Genomic DNA, 15274 nt, shown 5'->3' with positions numbered 1-15274 from the left:
GTGGGGTGGTGTCCGTGCGCGGACGGGGGGCTGCGATGAGGTTCCGGCCTGTTGAAGTGCTGATCCTGACCTATCCGGGCGGCCGGATCGACCCGCTGGCCGTCGAGGCGCTGCGGGGGGTGGTCGACATGGGCGACGTGACGCTGCTCGACATCGTCTTCGCCGCCCGCGAGGCCAACGGCGACCTGCGGGTCGTGGAGTTCGAGGAGGGCGCCGACGAGTTCGGCGTCACCGGGGTGGAGCTCGCCGAAGGCGACCTCGTCAACGACGAGGACATCGCCGTCGTCGCCGAGGCGCTGCTGCCCGGCCACGCGGCGGTGCTGATCGCCTACGAGAACACCTGGGTGCGGCGCGTGGCGGACGCGATCCGTGACGGCGGCGGCCAGGTCGCACTGCACGTCCTGATCCCTTCTGAGGCGGTCGACGACGCACTACGGGCCGCCGAGCAGGGAGAACGGTGATGAGGGGGAGATCATGACCGGACGATTCGACCGGCCCGGCCTGCTGGCGACAGTGACCCGGGCGGCGGTGCTGGACGGCACCGCGCCGGTGATCAGGAACGCGGTGACGCACGCGACCGCTCGCCGCGTCGCCGCACCACGGGGGAGTGAGCGCGATGACGGACGAGCCACGGACCACCCGGCCGGATGGCGCCCCTACCGGCGGCTCAGCGTCTGACGGAGCACCGCCTTCCGCGGCTGACCGGGCCGAGCTGGAGCGCCTCCGTGAGGAGGTGATCCGGCTGCGGGCCGAGGCGGCCGAGCGGGCCGCCCGCGACCGGGTCGCGGCCGCGGACGACGCCATGGTGCCGCCGCTCCCGGCCGGCACCACCGAGGCGACGAGCGGTGGGCGCTGGCGGGCGGTGCTCGCGCCGATCCTCATCGCGCTGGGCTGCATCCTCGCGATTCCGGCGACGGCGGCGGTCTGGCTGGACTCCGTCGTCACCGACACGGACCGCTATGTCGAGACCGTCGGGCCGCTGGCCCGCGACCCGGACATCGAGCGCGCCGTCACCATCCGCGTCACCAACCGGATCATGGACGAGATCGACGTCCCGGCGGTGGTGAACGAGGCCTCGGACCTGCTCGCGGCGCAGGGCGCGCGGCCGCGGCTCACGACGACCCTCAGCGACTTGGCCGGGCCGATCAACGGCGCCGTCGAGGGCTGGGTGCACGACCAGGTGGGCACGGTCGTCGCCAGCGACCGGTTCTCCGACCTCTGGACCCAGGCCAACCGCGCCGCCCACCAGGCCGTCGTCGCCGCGCTGACCGGGCGGAGCGAGAACGGCGCCGTCCAGGTCGAGGGCAACACCGTCAGCCTCCAGCTGGCGCCGATCGTCGAGGACGCCAAGCAGCGGCTCGTCGATGCCGGCTTCCAGCGCGCCGGCTCGATCCCGGACGTCGACATGACGCTGACGCTGTTCCAGTCCGACGACATCGAGAAGGCGCAGGCGGGCTTCCGGCTCGTCGACCGCCTCGGCACCTGGCTCCCGGTCGTGGCGCTCGCGCTGATCGCGGCCGGCGTGCTGGTGGCGCGGGGCCGGCGGCGGGCGCTGATCGGGGCGGGCATCGGGCTCGCGGTGGCGATGCTCGTCCTGGGCGCCGCGCTGACGACCGCCCGCCCGCTCTACCTGGGCGCGTTGCCCGCCGAGGTGGACGACGCGGCCGCGGGCGCGCTGTTCGACCAGGTCGTCTCGTTGTTGCGGACCACCCTGCGCACGGTGCTCGCCGTCGGCCTGGCGGTGGCGCTGGTCGCCTGGCTCGCCGGGCCGTCGGCCCAGGCGGTCGCGCTGCGCCGCGGAGTCGCCCGGCTCGGCACGGTCGGCAGCGAGTGGGGCTGGCGCGACTCCGCCGTCGTCGGCTGGCTGCGCGCGCACAAGCGGCCGGTACAGGTCGCCGTCGCGATCGTCGCGGTCTTGGTGTTCACGTTCTGGAACTACCCGAACGCCGGCGTCGTGCTGGGGATCCTGCTGGTGGCCGGCGCGCTGCTCGCGGCGATCGAGCTGGCAACCGGGCAGCCCCGGCCGTCGAGTTGATCTTGTCGGTGAGGGCCGGTAAGACCATTCGCGTGTTCGAATCCGCCGCTCCGCCTGAGGTTGCACCGGGCTTCGGTCCGGCGGAGGCGGGCAACTGGGCGGAGCCGGCCGCCACGTACGCGGCCACGCCGGCCGCGGGGGTGCTGGCGTTCGCGGTCGAAAGCCTGCCGCCGGGGCCGGAGCCGGCCGGACCTGCACCGGCAGACCGGCCACGCCGGCGTCCCCGACCGCCGCGACATCACGACGGCGCCGGCCGCCACCCGGCGACGACGTCGACGCGGATGTTCACGCCGACAGGCCGGCGATGCCGTCGCCGATCAGCTTGGCACCGATCACCAGCAGGACGACGGTGAGGACGGCCGCGTTGTGCCGGGCCAGCCAGGTGTTGAGCTCGGCGAGCCACCGTGCCGCCCGGTCGCCCATGACGGCGGAGACGGCGACCGGGAGCCCGGGGCCGAGCCCGCCGATGACGACGAAGACCGCCAGCGCGACCGTCTGCTCGCCGCCATCGACGCCGGTCTGGGCGATCGCAGCGCCGGCCGCCAGGGTGAGCATGAGGTTCTTCGGGTTCAGGGCCGACAGCGCGGCACCGAAGCCGAACGCCTTCCCGGCGGTCCACGAGTCGATCGCGGCCATCCACGACGGCAACTCCGGGTCGGCGTCGCCGGTGGGCCGCGCGCGCCAGGTGCGGACGGCGACCAGCAGGGCGAGGACGCCGAGCACCAGCTTCAGCCATGAGACCCAGTCGGCCGGTACGCCGTCGTCGGCCGGGTCCAGGGCAGCCGCGGCCAGCAGCGCGATGGTCCCGACGACGGCCAGCCCGAGCAGCCAGCCGAGCAGGAAGGCGCCTCCGTTCGCCCGGCCCCGCGTGCTGCCGAGCATGAGCACGACGGCGACGATCGGGAGCGGGCTCAGCGCGACACCGACACCGAGTGGGAGCACCGCTCCGATCGCCTCACCCATGCGCAGATCGTCGCGGCGGCCCGGTGGGCGCGTCGTCACCCGAGCGGGGTGAGGACTCGGCACGCCGCACCGCCGACCATGAAGCGCATGCCGGGATGGGTGTTCGGCTCGCTGCGGGGATACCAGTGGGCGTGGCTGCGTCGCGACCTGGTGGCCGGGCTGACGGTGTGGGCGGTGCTGATCCCGGAGTCCTTGGCCTACGCGTCCATCGCGGGCGTCTCGCCGGTGATCGGGCTGTACGCGGCGGTCCCGGCGCTGGTGCTCTACCCGGTGCTCGGCAGCTCCCGGCACCTCGTGGTCGGCCCGATGTCGGCGACGGCGGCTCTGTCGGCCGGGGTGGTGGGCGGGATCGTCGCGAACGGATCCGAGGAGTTCCCCGCCTACACCGCGGGGCTGGCGCTCGCGGTCGGCACGCTGGCCGTTCTGGCCGGGCTGCTGCGGCTGGGGTTCCTGGCGAACTTCATCTCCGAGCCGGTGCTCAAGGGGTTCATCGTCGGCATGGCGCTGGTGATCATCGTCGGCCAGCTGCCGAAGCTGCTGGGCGTCGAGGGTGGCGAGGGCACCTTCTTCGCGAAGCTCTGGTCCGTGGTCACGTCGCTGGACGAGACCAACGGCTGGGCGGCGCTGGTGGGCGGGCTGTGCCTGGCGATCGTGCTGGTGCTACGGCGGGTCGCGCCGATGGTCCCGGGCTCGCTGGTCGCGGTCGCGCTGGGCGTCGTCCTGTCCGGGGCGCTGGACCTGGCCGGGCGTGGCGTCGCCGTCGTCGGGGCGATCGACGCGGGGCTGCCCAGCCCGGGCGTCCCGGATCTGGCCGCGGTCTCCGACGTGCCGCTGCTGCTGTCGGGGGCGGCCGGCGTCATGCTGGTCGGGTTCGCGGAGGGTCTGGGCGCGGCCAAGACGTACGCGCGGCGCGACGGCTACCGCATCGACGCGAATCGCGAGCTCGCCGGCCTGGGTGCGGTCAACCTGGGCTCCGGGTTCCTGTCCGGCATGGTGGTCAACGGCAGCCTGTCCAAGACGGCGGTCAACGGCGGCGCCGGGGCGAAGTCGCAGGTCTCGGGCTGGACGGTCGCCGCGCTCACCGTGCTGACGCTGCTGGTGCTGACGCCGCTGTTCGAGCCACTGCCCGAGCCGGCCCTGGCGGCGGTGGTCATCGCCGCCGTCGTCGACCTGGTCGACGTGGGCGGTCTGCGGCGGCTGTACGCCGTCAACACCGCGGCACTCAGGTCGATCTACGGCCGGGCCGCACGGGCCGACTTCATCTGCGCCCTCGGGGCGCTGCTCGGCGTGCTGGTCTTCGACACGTTGCCGGGGCTGCTCATCGGCGTCGTGCTGTCGGTGGTCCTGCTGCTAGAGCGGTCGGCGTACCCGCACGTGGCGGTGCTGGGGCGCGTGGAGGGCGGCGGGCCGGGCCGGTGGACCGATCGCGAGCGCGATCCGGGGAGCACCCCGGTTCCCGGCGTCGTGGTGGTCCGCGTCGAGAGCGGGCTGTACTTCGCCAACGCGGACACCGTGCGGGACCGGCTGCTCGAGCTCGCCGTCGACGGCGTCCGCGCGCTGGTGCTCGACGCCACCACCGTCCCCACCGTCGACGTCACCGCCGCCGGGATGCTCCGCGACACGGCGGCCGAGCTCGAGTCCCGCGGGGTGCGGCTGCTCGCCGTCGGCAACGTCGGGCAGGTCCGCGACGTCCTGCGCCGGGCGGGAGCGTCGTCCGTGCTCGACCGGCCGTACCCGACGGTGGACGCCGCGGTCGCGGCGACCTCACCCGGAGAAGGTGACGCCCACGGCGGCGCGCCCGCCCGACGATGAGGCCGGATACGTGTCGCCCGCGACTGAGACACGAGCCACCCGCCGAAGTGAGGAGACCACCCATGGCCACGTTCACCGTCTGGAAGTTCGAGGACCCCAGCGGCGCCGATCGCGCGGAGCAGCTGCTGGAGAGCCTGCAGAAGCAGGAGCTCATCCAGGTGCACGACGCCGCCACCGTGTCGTGGCCGCCGGACAAGAAGAAGCCGAAGACCCGTCAGGTGAACAGCATGACCCGGATCGGCGCGCTCGGCGGCGCCTTCTGGGGGCTGCTGTTCGGCCTGCTGTTCTTCATCCCGCTGCTCGGCGTCGCCGTCGGCGCGGCCGCCGGCGCCCTGGGCGGGTCGCTGAGCGACGTCGGCATCGACGACGGGCTGATCAAGCAGATCCGCGAGAAGGTCACGCCCGGGACGTCGGCGCTGTTCGCGCTCACCAGCGACGCCGTGCAGGACAAGGTGCTGCAGGCGTTCGAGGAGTCGGGCCTGAAGCCGGAGCTCGTCCAGTCGAACCTGACGTCGGAGCAGGAGGAGAGGCTGCGCGAGGCGTTCGCCGAGAACGAGTGACGTCAGGCCGAGGGGCCGCGGCGGGCCGGACACCGCATTCGGGGGAGCGGTTCCGGCCCGCCAGGTGCTCGTGGATCGACTGCCGACGCCGTCAGCTCCTGCTGAGGATCCCCGACCTCGCAATCGCCCAGATGACGAAGACGTCGATGGCGATGATCAGCACGGCCCAGAACGGGTAGTAGGGGATGAAGAAGAAGTTGCTGATCGCGCTCGCCACGGCGAGCCCGATCGCGACCCCGCCGGCGATCGCACTGCCGGTGAACAGAGAGAACCCGGCCAGCGCGATGAGCACGCCGATGATGAGGTGCACCCACCCCCAGGCGGTCGTGTCCAGATCGAAGGTGTAGTTCGGCAGGACGACGTAGAACTCGTCGTCGATGATCGCGGCGAGTCCCTCGAACGCCTGGAACACGCCGACGAGGATCATCATCGTGGCGGCGAAGATCACCCCGCCGGTCGCCCAGCCCGGTGGCTGCCGGTCTCTGATCTCGTTCGGCGACGTGCGGAAGTCGGTCATGGCTCCTCCTGTGCACACAGGTGGGGACGTCCCCGCAGCTCACCCTGGCGACGGGGGAGAACCGGGACATCACCCCCGCGGGGTGATACCGCCAGGCGGCCGTCCGGCGACGCACTAGGGTGGTCGCGTGACCGACGACGGTGCTCAGCCGCCCGCCGCGCGCCGTCATGGGTGGGTCCGTGACCTGCCCGGAGCGCTCGCGAGCCTGGCCGAGGACTTCGCCCGCGACTCGATGATCGTCGGGACGGCCACGGTGTCGGTCCTGCTGGCGATCGGCGGGGCGCTGTCCGGTGAGGCCGCATCCGTGGCAGCCGGCCTGCTGGTCGGGCTGGGCGGCGCGGCGCTGGTGCTGACGGCGGCCGGGCGGAAGTGGCCGATCGGGCTGCAGTGGCTGGTGATCGCCGCGGTGCTGGCCGCCGACCTCGCCGTGCTGGTCCTGCTGCTGTGACGGCTACTCGGCGAGCGTGAGCCCGACCTCGACGACGTCGCCGTGGTCGACCTTCTCGGCGCTGCGGACCGCATTCTTGACCGGCAGCACATAGCAGCCGGAGGCGGCCTCGGGAAAGATCGACGTGGCCCAGGAGGTGCCGCCCAGGCGCACCGTCACCCGCAGCGAGCCGAACCCCGGCCGGCGCGGCCGCGGCCGCTCCTTGATGTCGGCGGACACGTCGGCCGGCACCGTCAGGAACGTCCAGGAGCCCTCGCCGGCGTGCGGCCACAGCTCGGCCGCGAACGTGTACGTCTCGTTCACCCCGCCAGTCTGGCAGCCGGCACCGACACGGTCCCGCCGCGGAGCACTACCGGTAGCGCTCGGCCCGCGTGGCCAGCCGGCGGGACGGGTCTGCGTGCAGCAGGGCCAGCAACTCCTCCTCGAGCGCCGCGCCCACCCGGCGGACGAACGCGGCCGGCTCGTCGGCGGCGTCGGGGAACTCGGGGACGACGCGGTCGGCGATGCCGTCGCGGACCAGCGCGGCGGCGCCGATCGCCTGCGTGTCCGCCACCTCCGGCGCCCTCGAGGGGTCGCCGTGGAGGATCTCTGCGGCCCCCTCGGGCGGCAGCGGCGCCAGCCAGCCGTGCAGGGCCACCAGCACGCAGTCGGCCGGGAGCAGCGCGAGCGCCGTCCCGCCGCCGCCCTGGCCGAGCAGCACGCACACCGTGGGGGAGCGCAGGGTCACCAGGTCGGCCAGGCACAGCGCGATGCCGCCCGCCAGCCCACCCTCCTCGGCCTGCCGGGTGGGCGGCGCGCCGGGTGTGTCGACGACGGTGACCAGCGCCAACCCGAGCTCGGCGGCGATCCGCATGCCCCGCATCGCCTCGCGCAGCCCGGCCGGGCCCAGGACGACGTCGGCGGCGTGGCCGCGCCGGTCCTGGCCCAGCACGACGCACGGCGCCCGGCCGAACCGGGCCAGCGCCAGCACCAGGGCGTCGTCGTGCTCGCCGGCGCCGGTGCCGCTGAGCAGCGTGACGTCCGACGCGGCCAGCTTGAGCAGCGCGCGGACGCCGGGCCGGCCGGGCCGCCGCGATCGCACGACCGAGTCCCAGGTGTCGCCCGGCGCGGGGGGCGGTTCCGCCGGCACCGGGGCCGGCGCGGCCGCCTCGTCCGGCGCCACCTCGTTCGACAGCACCGACAGCACCCGGATGGCGACCGTCCGCAGGTCCTCCGGCGGCAGGACGGCGTCGATGAGCCCGTGGGCATGCAGGTTCTCGGCCCGCTGGACGCCGGCGGGCAGTTCCCGTCCGTAGATCGCCCGCTGCACCCGCGGCCCCAGCAGGCCGACCAGCGCGCCCGGCTCGGCGGCCGTCACGTGGCCCAGCGATCCCCACGACGCCAGCACGCCGCCGGTCGTCGGGTGACGCAGGTACACCAGGTACGGCAGGCCGGCCGACCGATGCGCCGCCAGGGCGGAGGCGATGCCGGCCATCTTCACGAACGCCCGCGTGCCCTCCTGCAGCCGGGTCCCGCCGGACGCGGGGGAGGCGAGCAGCGGCAGCCGTTGCGCCGTCGCCCGCTCCACCGCCGCCACCACGCGGGCGCTCGCGGCCAGTCCGATCGAGCCGGCCAGGACCCCGAACTCGCTGGCCACGACGGCGACGGCGCGGCCGCCGATGGTGCCCTGGCCGGTGACGACGGACTCGGGCGGCGCATCGGCGCCGGCGTCCCACGACCGCCAGCTGCCATCGTCGAGCACCCGCTCGATGAGATCGGCGGATTTGATCATATATGACCCCCTTGTGCTCGAAGAGAATCAGATCATATATTGTTCGCCGTGGCGACAATGACGTTGCGGATCTACGACTCGGTCCGGGAGCGGATCCTCAAGGGGGACCTGGCTCCGGGCAGCAGGCTGGTCATCAGGTCGCTGGCGCTCGAACACGAGACCAGCGACATCCCGATCCGTGAGGCGCTGCGCATGCTCGAGCGCGACGGCCTGGTCGAGATCCGCCCGTACCGCGGCGCGCGGGTGGTGAGCCTGTCGCCGGAGGAGATCGAGGAGGGCTACCTCATCCGCGGCCACCTCGAGAGCCTGGCCACGCGGACCGCCGTCGGCCACCTCACCGACCAGCACTTCGCCCAGCTCGACCGCTGCCTGCGCGACATGGGCAAGGCGCTCGACCGCGGCGACGGCCTCGGCTACGCGGAGATCAACCGCGAGTTCCACGGCCTGATCTTCAGCGCGTCACCGCACCGCCGGCTGCAGGATCTCATCGAGAACATCTGGGACGGCCAGCGCGGTTACCAGATGGTCTTCCGGCTCTCGCCGGACTGGCAGTGGACGTCGTACCAGGAGCACCAGCAGATCGTTCAGGCGCTGCGCGAGGGCGACGCCGACGCCGCGGCCGAGATCGCGCTGGAGCACAAGCTGGCCGCCGGCCGGGCGCTCATCGCCGGCATCCGCGACGACGTCGCGACCCGAGCCGAGGAGGGCGCGTGACGCAGACACCCTGGCCGGACGGCCACCGCGCCGCCGTCGTCTTCAACGTCGCCTACGAGCTGTGGCCCGACGGCGTCGCCCCCGGCTTCAGCCCCATGGGCAACCCACTGCCGCCCGGCGCGTTCGACACCCAGGCCGCCGACTGGGCGTCCTACGGGTGGAAGCGCGGCATCTGGCGGGTGCTCGACGTCCTCGGCCGCCACGGCGTCCAGGCCACCGTCTTCACCAGCGCCCGGGCCGCCGAGGTGGCACCGGACACCGTCAAGGCCATCGTCGACGGCGGCCACGACCTGTGCGCGCACAGCTACACCCAGGACGTCCTCCCGGTACTGCTCGACGAGGCCGCCGAGCGCGAGCACATCGCGCTGTGCAAGGCGCTGCTCGAACCGTTCACGGGGACTCGGATCGAGGGCTGGCTCAGCCCCCGCTGCACGCCGAGCGTCAACACCCGCCGGCTGCTCGCCGAGGCCGGCTTCGGCTGGCACGGCGACTGCTTCGACCAGGACCTCCCGTACGTCGACACCGCCGGCGACCGGCCGATCGTCGCGATGCCGATGACCATGGAGGTCAACGACCTGCCGCTGTACCTGCGGCACGGCAACCCGCCCCGCGCCTACTACGACGTCTTCACCGAGTCCTTCGGCGCCGCGCTCGACGGCGGCACCGGGCACGTCGACGTCACCGTCCACCCGCACGTCTTCGGGCGCCCGTTCGGCGCCCGCATCCTCGAAGAGATCGTCCGGCTGGTGACCGCACGCGACGACGTCTGGGTCATCACCAAGACCGCCCTGGCACGCCGGGTCCGGACCGGACCACACGCCGCCGCAGGGCGCTAGTCACCTCTGCGTGCCCTGTTCCGACCTTCCACAGGGCACGTCGCTCGTCAGTACGGGTTCCATCTCGCCCGGCCGCACCCTGCGGCGGCCGCAGCGTGCTCGCAGCATGCCTGAGAGGAGTGGAAGATGACTGATGCCAGGACCGACGTGGCGAGCCCGCGCCTCGCGGGCGGCCGCGGCGAGCCGTCCCCGCCGGTACGCGCCAGGAAGCCCTGGTGGCACCGGATCGGGCTGACGACGAGCCGCCGGCGGGCGCTGATCTCGCTGCTCATCGGCGTCGCGATCTGGGAGTTCGTGGCCCGGGTCCTGGTCGACGGCAGCCTGTTCTTCGTCCCGCTCACCGACGTCGTCCGGGCCGGCTACGACCTGACGCTCACCGGTGAGCTGCAACATCACGCCTGGGTGAGCTTCCAGGAGTTCTTCTACGGCCTGCTGCTGGCCGTGCTGGTGGGCGTGCCGCTGGGCATGGCCGTCGGCATCAGCACCCGGGTCCGCGACTACGTGCAACCGTGGATCTCGGGCTTCTACTCGACGCCGCTGATCGCGCTCGCGCCGCTGTTCATCCTGTGGCTGGGCATCGGCATCGTGTCGAAGGTCGCGGTCGTGTTCGCGATGGCGCTCTTCCCGATCACCATCAACACCACCGCGGGCATCAAGAACACCGACCAGGACCTCATCGACGTGGCGCGGGCGTTCGGCTACTCGCGCACCGACATCTTCCGCAAGGTGCTCCTGCCGTCGGCGCTGTCGTTCATCGTCACCGGCTTCCGCCTCGCCGTCGGTCGCGGCATCGTCGCCGTCGTCGTCGCGGAGTTCTTCGGCTCCCGGGGCGGCCTCGGCTACCTGATCCTCGTCTCCAGCCAGTCGTTCGCGATGGACCGGCTGCTCCTGGCGGTGTTGTTGCTCGCGTTCACCGGCGTCATCGGAATCGGGCTGGTCGGACGGCTGGAGCGCCGGCTCGCCCCCTGGCGGGAGGACATGACGGTATGACGACGCCACCCATGGTCAGCATCCGGGACTTCCGGCTGGTCCGGCAGACCCGCGGCGGCACCCTGCTGGTGCTCGACGACGTCAGCTTCGACGTCGCCGACCGCGAGTTCGTCGCGATCGTCGGGCCCAGCGGCTGCGGCAAGACCACCCTGCTGAAGTCCATCGACGGGCTGATCCCGCGCACGTCGGGCGAGATCGCCGTCAACGGCACCGTCGTCGACCGGCCGGGGCCGGACCGCGGCTTCGTCTTCCAGATGGACTCGCTGTTCCCGTGGCGGACGGTGCTCGCCAACATCCGGCTCGGGCTCGAGGCCCGCTCCGGCGATCGCGCCACGAAGAACCGGACCGCCCGCGACCTCGCCGCACTGGTGGGGCTGCAGGGGTTCGAGGACCACTACCCGCACCAGCTGTCCGGCGGCATGCGGCAGCGGGTGAACGTGGCCCGGGCGCTCGCCGTCGACCCGCAGGTGCTGCTGATGGACGAGCCGTTCAGCAGCCTCGACGCGCAGACCCGCGAGGTGCTGCAGGAGGAGCTGCTGCGCATCTGGTCCGAGCGCAGCAAGACGGTCATCTTCGTCACGCACCAGATCGACGAGGCCGCCTACCTGGCCGACCGCGTCATCGTGCTCAGCGCCCGGCCCGGCCGGGTCCGCGCGAGCATCCCCATCGAGCTGCCCCGGCCGCGGACGCTCGAGCTGAAGAGGACACCAGAGTTCATCGCGATCGTGGACCGGATCTGGCAGGAGATCGAGCTCAACGACTCCGGCCGGGCGGCCCGCGACGCCGACGAGACCCAGGAAGCGAGGGTGAACCATGCGTAGAACGACGATGTTCGCCGCACTGGTCGCATCGATCCTGCTCGCCGCGGCCTGCTCGGGCTCCGGCGACGGCGACGGCGACACCGGGAGCGCGGGCGGGGGTGACGACGCGACGGCTGAGCCGTCCGATGCCGCCGGGGAGGAGCCGACGGAGTACCCGACGGAGGACCTGCTGATCGGCTTCGCGGCCCCGAACCAGGTCTACTCGGCCGTGTACGTGGCCATGGACCAGGGCTTCTTCGCCGATGAAGGCTTCGACGCCGAGGTCGTGCTCACGCAGAGCTCGACGGGTGCGGTGCAGCAGGCGGCGGCCGGCTCGGTGCAGTTCGCCGGCGCCACCCCCGACGCCGCCATCTTCGGCATGCAGCAGGGCGCGCCGGTGACCATCGTGTCGTCGACCATCAAGGGCTCGCCGCTGAGCGTCGTCGGCGGCCCTGACGTCACCGAGTGGGAGGACCTGCGCGGCCAGACCATCGGCGTGTCGGCGCTCAAGGGCGGCGAGATCGCCCTGCTGCGCCAGCTGCTGGCCGAGCACGACCTGCAGGAGGGCGAGGACTACGACGTCATCGTCTCCGGCGCCACCCCGGCCAAGGCGGCGGCGCTGAGCGAGGGCTCGGTGGCCGCGGCGGTGCTGTTCAGCCCGACCGACTTCGCCCTGGAGGAACAGGGCTTCAACATCCTCGGCTCGACGGCCGAGCTCGAGGCGGCCGACCAGATGCCGCTCATCGTCTACCTGGTGAACGACGACTGGGTGGGCGAGAACGACCGCGGCGAGCGGCTCGGCCGCGTGCTCGTCGAGGCGAACGCGTGGCTGCAGGACCCGGCCAACCGCGACGAGGCGGTGCGGATCTTCGCCGAGGCCGCCGACCAGGCGCCGGAGCACGTCGCCGCCACCTACGAGCTGTGGTTCGACGAGTTCGGCATCGGCACCCCGGACGGCCTGGTCACGCCCGAGGAGATCCAGACGACGCTCGAGATGATGGCCGCCGACGGGGACGTCCCCGAGCCGCTGCCGGACCCGGGCGAGTTCATCGACCCCAGCTACATCGAGAACGCGATCCAGTCCGGCGCCGCGAGCTGAAGGAGCCCAGATGCGCTTCGTGACCTATGACCGTGACGGCTCTCCGCAGCCGGCCGTGCTCCGCGGCGCCGAGCTCGTCGACCTCGACGTGCCCCGGATCATCGACCTGATCCGGCTCGGCGACGACGGGCTCCGGCACGCCGCGGCCGCGCTGGACCGGCCGGCGAACGCCGTCCTCGACGACGTCCACCTGCTGTCCCCGATCCCGCTGCCCGAGCGGTTCGTCCTGGCCACCGGCTGGAACTACCTCGAGCACTTCACCGAGGGCATCGGCAAGCGGAACGACACGGTCGTGGAGCTCCCGGAGTACCCGAGCTTCTTCGCCAAGGCCGACACCACCGTCATCGGGCCGCGCGACCCGTTGCCCTACGACGCGGCGCTGACCGAGCAGCTCGACGGCGAGGGCGAGATCGCCGTCGTCATCGGGACCGGCGGCCGCAACATCCCGGTCGACCAGGTGCCCCGGCACCTGTTCGGCTACACCCTGGCCAACGACGTCACCGCCCGCGACATCCAGCGGCGTCACGGCGGGCAGTGGCTCAAGGGCAAGAGCGTCGACGGCACCTGCCCGCTGGGCCCGGTGCTGGTGACACCGGACGAGCTGGACCCTGAGGTCCCGCTCGACCTGACCTACAGCGTCAACGGCGAGGTCATGCAGGACGCCACCACGGACCTGATGATCTTCTCGATCGCCGAGCTCGTCTCGTCGTTGTCCGAGGCGATGACGCTGCAACCGGGAGACATCCTGCTCACCGGCACCCCAGCCGGCGCCGGCTACGCCCGGAACCCCCCGCGGTTCCTGGCGCCCGGCGACGAGGTGGTGGTGGCCAGCTCCGCCCTGGGCGAGCTGCGCAACCGCGTGGTGGAGCAGTCGCTGACGACGTACACGCCGCACGCCGTGGAGTCCGCGGCCGAGGTGTAACGAGGACCACCGCATCGACGGGGGCCGGCCGCTACCCGGCCGGCGCCCGTGGGTCGGTGCGTCCCCGATCGAGGAGGAGAGACCGGGTTCCATTCGGGCACGCCGCAACGATGCGGCGTGAGAGGGAGGCTCCAGATGAGTCGACGTGATCTGAGCCGCCGCGGGTTCATCGGCGCGGCGGGCGCGGCCGGAGTGACGGCGGCAGGCCTGGGCAGTGCGGCACTGGCGAACGCGGTGAGCCCGGCGGCCGCCGCGGCCGCCGGCGCCGGCCGCGAGGGGTCCGGCGTCGGTCTGGCGCTGGTGAACGGCAGGATCCACACCTTCGACGACGGTGACCGCGTGGTCAGCCAGGTGCTGATCCACGACGGCCGGTTCGCCCAGGTCGGCAGCATCGCCGGGGCCGGCGGCCGGTTCGAGGTGGTCAACCTGCGCGGCCGCACCGTCATCCCCGGCCTGATCGACAACCACGTGCACTTCGTCCGTATCGGCCAGGCGGCCGGGCACGACATGCGCCGGCTGGAGACGGCGTTCTCGATCGACGAGGTGCAGCAGGTGGTCGCCGACACCGCCGCGGAGGTCGAGCCGGGGGAGTTCCTCACCGCGCTGCGCGGCCTCGCCCGCCGGCAGTGGTCGTCGCCGACCCGGCACCTCACCCGGGCCGAGCTCGACGAGGCCGCGCCGGATCACCCCGTCGTCATCTCCGAGGGCACGAACGGCCAGACCAACACGCTCGGCCGCGACCGGCTGCGCGCGCTGGGCGTCACCGTCAGCGACGCCGGCGCCGTCAACGACGACCAGGCCTACCTGGCGATGGCCCGGTTCATCACACTGGAGACGAAGAAGCGCGAGCTGCTGCGGGCGGCGGAGTACGCGCTGTCGGTCGGGCTCACCGGCTTCATCGACGAGCACGGCAACATCCTCCCGGAGGGGACCGCCGGCTTCCTCGACCGGATCACCGGCCACGACCACATCCTCGACCTGTGGCGGAGCGGGCAGCTGCCGGTGCGGGTGCGGGCCCGGTTCGGCGTCCGCGACGCCCACTCCGGCGGCACCGACGCGCCGTCGCTGATCGAGACCTACGCGGCGAACCGCTGGGAGTTGCTCGGCGACGCGATGTTCCGGCAGGCCGGCATCGGCGAGTGGGCGCCGCGCGGCGACAACTACCAGTACTCGCTGCGCACCATCGCGAGCCGGCCGATCCAGTACCAGCAGCACCTCATCTCGACCGCGGAGATCCAGGCGCACCTCGACGCCGTCCAGCAGTTCGCCGACGAGCACCCGGACGTGAACGTCGCCGACCTGTACTGGAGCATCGGCCACATCGACGGCCTGACGGTGCCGCAGATCGAGCACTCGAACCGTCTCGGCATCGGGCTGATCCCGCAGGGCTGGTCCTACCTCACCGGCAACGGGCCGGGCCCGGACTTCCGCTCCATCGTCGACCTGGCCGAAGTCCCCGTGGGCACGGGTACCGACGGCGCCCGGGTCGCGCCGCTCAACCCGTGGACGATGGTCTACTACATGACCACCGGCCGCAACAGCGGCGGCGCGCTGGTCAACGACGGCCGGCAGATCAGCAGGCACGAGGCGCTCAAGCTCTACGCCGGGCCGCAGCAGGGCTGGTTCTGCAAGGAGCCCGGCCTCATGGGCGGTATCGCCGAGGGCCGCTATGCCGACCTCGCCGTGCTGTCCGCGGACGTCTTCGACACCCGCGCGGTGCCGGACACGAAGCTGCGGACCATGAGCGCCGTTCTCACCGTCGTCGACGGCGTCGTCCGGCACGACGCCGGTGTCCTGTAGGGGGTGC

Annotated in this window: 17 protein-coding genes; 13 read left to right on the top strand and 4 right to left on the bottom strand. The window is 72.8% G+C overall.

Annotation, left to right across the window (positions count from 1 at the left end):
• From E1212_RS18895 to E1212_RS18885, 3 genes are all read left to right on the top strand, one after another.
• A partial coding sequence (locus tag E1212_RS18895) for a DUF6325 family protein (RefSeq protein WP_203417002.1) occupies positions 1-461 on the top strand: 461 nt, incomplete at its 5' end.
• 13 nt (positions 462-474) lie between these two features.
• Positions 475-678, top strand: a complete 204-nt coding sequence (locus tag E1212_RS18890; protein WP_131985262.1) for a hypothetical protein — start codon at positions 475-477, stop codon at positions 676-678.
• Between the two features lie 55 nt (positions 679-733).
• Positions 734-2035: a hypothetical protein gene (locus tag E1212_RS18885; RefSeq protein ID WP_131985260.1), complete on the top strand. Its 1302-nt coding sequence runs from the start codon at positions 734-736 to the stop codon at positions 2033-2035.
• Positions 2036-2320: 285 nt separating this feature from the next.
• On the opposite strand, the gene E1212_RS18880 is transcribed toward E1212_RS18885, so the two are convergent.
• Entirely contained in the window at positions 2321-2998 is a 678-nt protein-coding gene (locus E1212_RS18880; protein WP_131985259.1) for a GAP family protein, read from the bottom strand.
• An 87-nt stretch (positions 2999-3085) separates the two neighbouring features.
• On the opposite strand from E1212_RS18880, the gene E1212_RS18875 reads away from it, so the two are divergent.
• Positions 3086-4810: a SulP family inorganic anion transporter gene (locus tag E1212_RS18875; protein ID WP_131985257.1), complete on the top strand. Its 1725-nt coding sequence runs from the start codon at positions 3086-3088 to the stop codon at positions 4808-4810.
• Positions 4811-4872: 62 nt separating this feature from the next.
• Positions 4873-5370 (top strand): DUF1269 domain-containing protein, encoded by a 498-nt coding sequence (locus E1212_RS18870; RefSeq protein ID WP_131985255.1) that lies wholly within the window; start codon positions 4873-4875, stop codon positions 5368-5370.
• 91 nt (positions 5371-5461) lie between these two features.
• Here E1212_RS18870 and E1212_RS18865 read toward each other — a convergent pair whose 3' ends face one another.
• Positions 5462-5887, bottom strand: a complete 426-nt coding sequence (locus E1212_RS18865) for a DUF7144 family membrane protein (protein WP_131985253.1) — start codon at positions 5885-5887, stop codon at positions 5462-5464.
• A 127-nt stretch (positions 5888-6014) separates the two neighbouring features.
• Here E1212_RS18865 and E1212_RS18860 point away from each other — a divergent pair, with 127 nt between their 5' ends.
• Positions 6015-6335, top strand: a complete 321-nt coding sequence (locus E1212_RS18860; RefSeq protein ID WP_131985251.1) for a hypothetical protein — start codon at positions 6015-6017, stop codon at positions 6333-6335.
• A gap of 3 nt (positions 6336-6338) precedes the next feature.
• Here E1212_RS18860 and E1212_RS18855 read toward each other — a convergent pair whose 3' ends face one another.
• Positions 6339-6638, bottom strand: a complete 300-nt coding sequence (locus E1212_RS18855) for a DUF1905 domain-containing protein (protein WP_131985250.1) — start codon at positions 6636-6638, stop codon at positions 6339-6341.
• Between the two features lie 46 nt (positions 6639-6684).
• The gene (locus E1212_RS18850; RefSeq protein ID WP_131985248.1) at positions 6685-8106 is read right to left on the bottom strand and encodes a carboxyl transferase domain-containing protein; all 1422 of its coding nucleotides are present in this window, start codon (positions 8104-8106) and stop codon (positions 6685-6687) included.
• Between the two features lie 57 nt (positions 8107-8163).
• On the opposite strand from E1212_RS18850, the gene E1212_RS18845 reads away from it, so the two are divergent.
• The 7 genes from E1212_RS18845 to E1212_RS18815 all read left to right on the top strand — a co-directional run bounded on the left by E1212_RS18845 (position 8164) and on the right by E1212_RS18815 (position 15267).
• Positions 8164-8820: a GntR family transcriptional regulator gene (locus E1212_RS18845; RefSeq protein WP_238992407.1), complete on the top strand. Its 657-nt coding sequence runs from the start codon at positions 8164-8166 to the stop codon at positions 8818-8820.
• A complete protein-coding gene (locus E1212_RS18840) occupies positions 8817-9656 on the top strand; it encodes a polysaccharide deacetylase family protein (protein ID WP_131985244.1) in 840 nt (279 codons plus the stop codon). Before E1212_RS18845 ends, E1212_RS18840 begins: the two co-directional genes overlap by 4 nt.
• A gap of 126 nt (positions 9657-9782) precedes the next feature.
• Positions 9783-10646: an ABC transporter permease gene (locus E1212_RS18835; RefSeq protein WP_131985242.1), complete on the top strand. Its 864-nt coding sequence runs from the start codon at positions 9783-9785 to the stop codon at positions 10644-10646.
• The gene (locus E1212_RS18830; protein ID WP_131985240.1) at positions 10643-11467 is read left to right on the top strand and encodes an ABC transporter ATP-binding protein; all 825 of its coding nucleotides are present in this window, start codon (positions 10643-10645) and stop codon (positions 11465-11467) included. Before E1212_RS18835 ends, E1212_RS18830 begins: the two co-directional genes overlap by 4 nt.
• Positions 11460-12545: an ABC transporter substrate-binding protein gene (locus E1212_RS18825; RefSeq protein ID WP_131985238.1), complete on the top strand. Its 1086-nt coding sequence runs from the start codon at positions 11460-11462 to the stop codon at positions 12543-12545. Before E1212_RS18830 ends, E1212_RS18825 begins: the two co-directional genes overlap by 8 nt.
• Before the next feature lie 10 nt (positions 12546-12555).
• Complete coding sequence (locus E1212_RS18820; RefSeq protein WP_131985236.1) at positions 12556-13467, top strand: fumarylacetoacetate hydrolase family protein; 912 nt, start codon at positions 12556-12558, stop codon at positions 13465-13467.
• Positions 13468-13602: 135 nt separating this feature from the next.
• The gene (locus E1212_RS18815) at positions 13603-15267 is read left to right on the top strand and encodes an amidohydrolase family protein (RefSeq protein WP_131985234.1); all 1665 of its coding nucleotides are present in this window, start codon (positions 13603-13605) and stop codon (positions 15265-15267) included.
• The last annotated feature ends 7 nt before the right edge of the window (positions 15268-15274 follow it).

This window comes from Jiangella ureilytica, assembly GCF_004348545.1.
Taxonomy (GTDB): Bacteria; Actinomycetota; Actinomycetes; order Jiangellales; family Jiangellaceae; genus Jiangella; species Jiangella ureilytica.
This window is presented reverse-complemented; position numbering and strand designations above follow the sequence as displayed.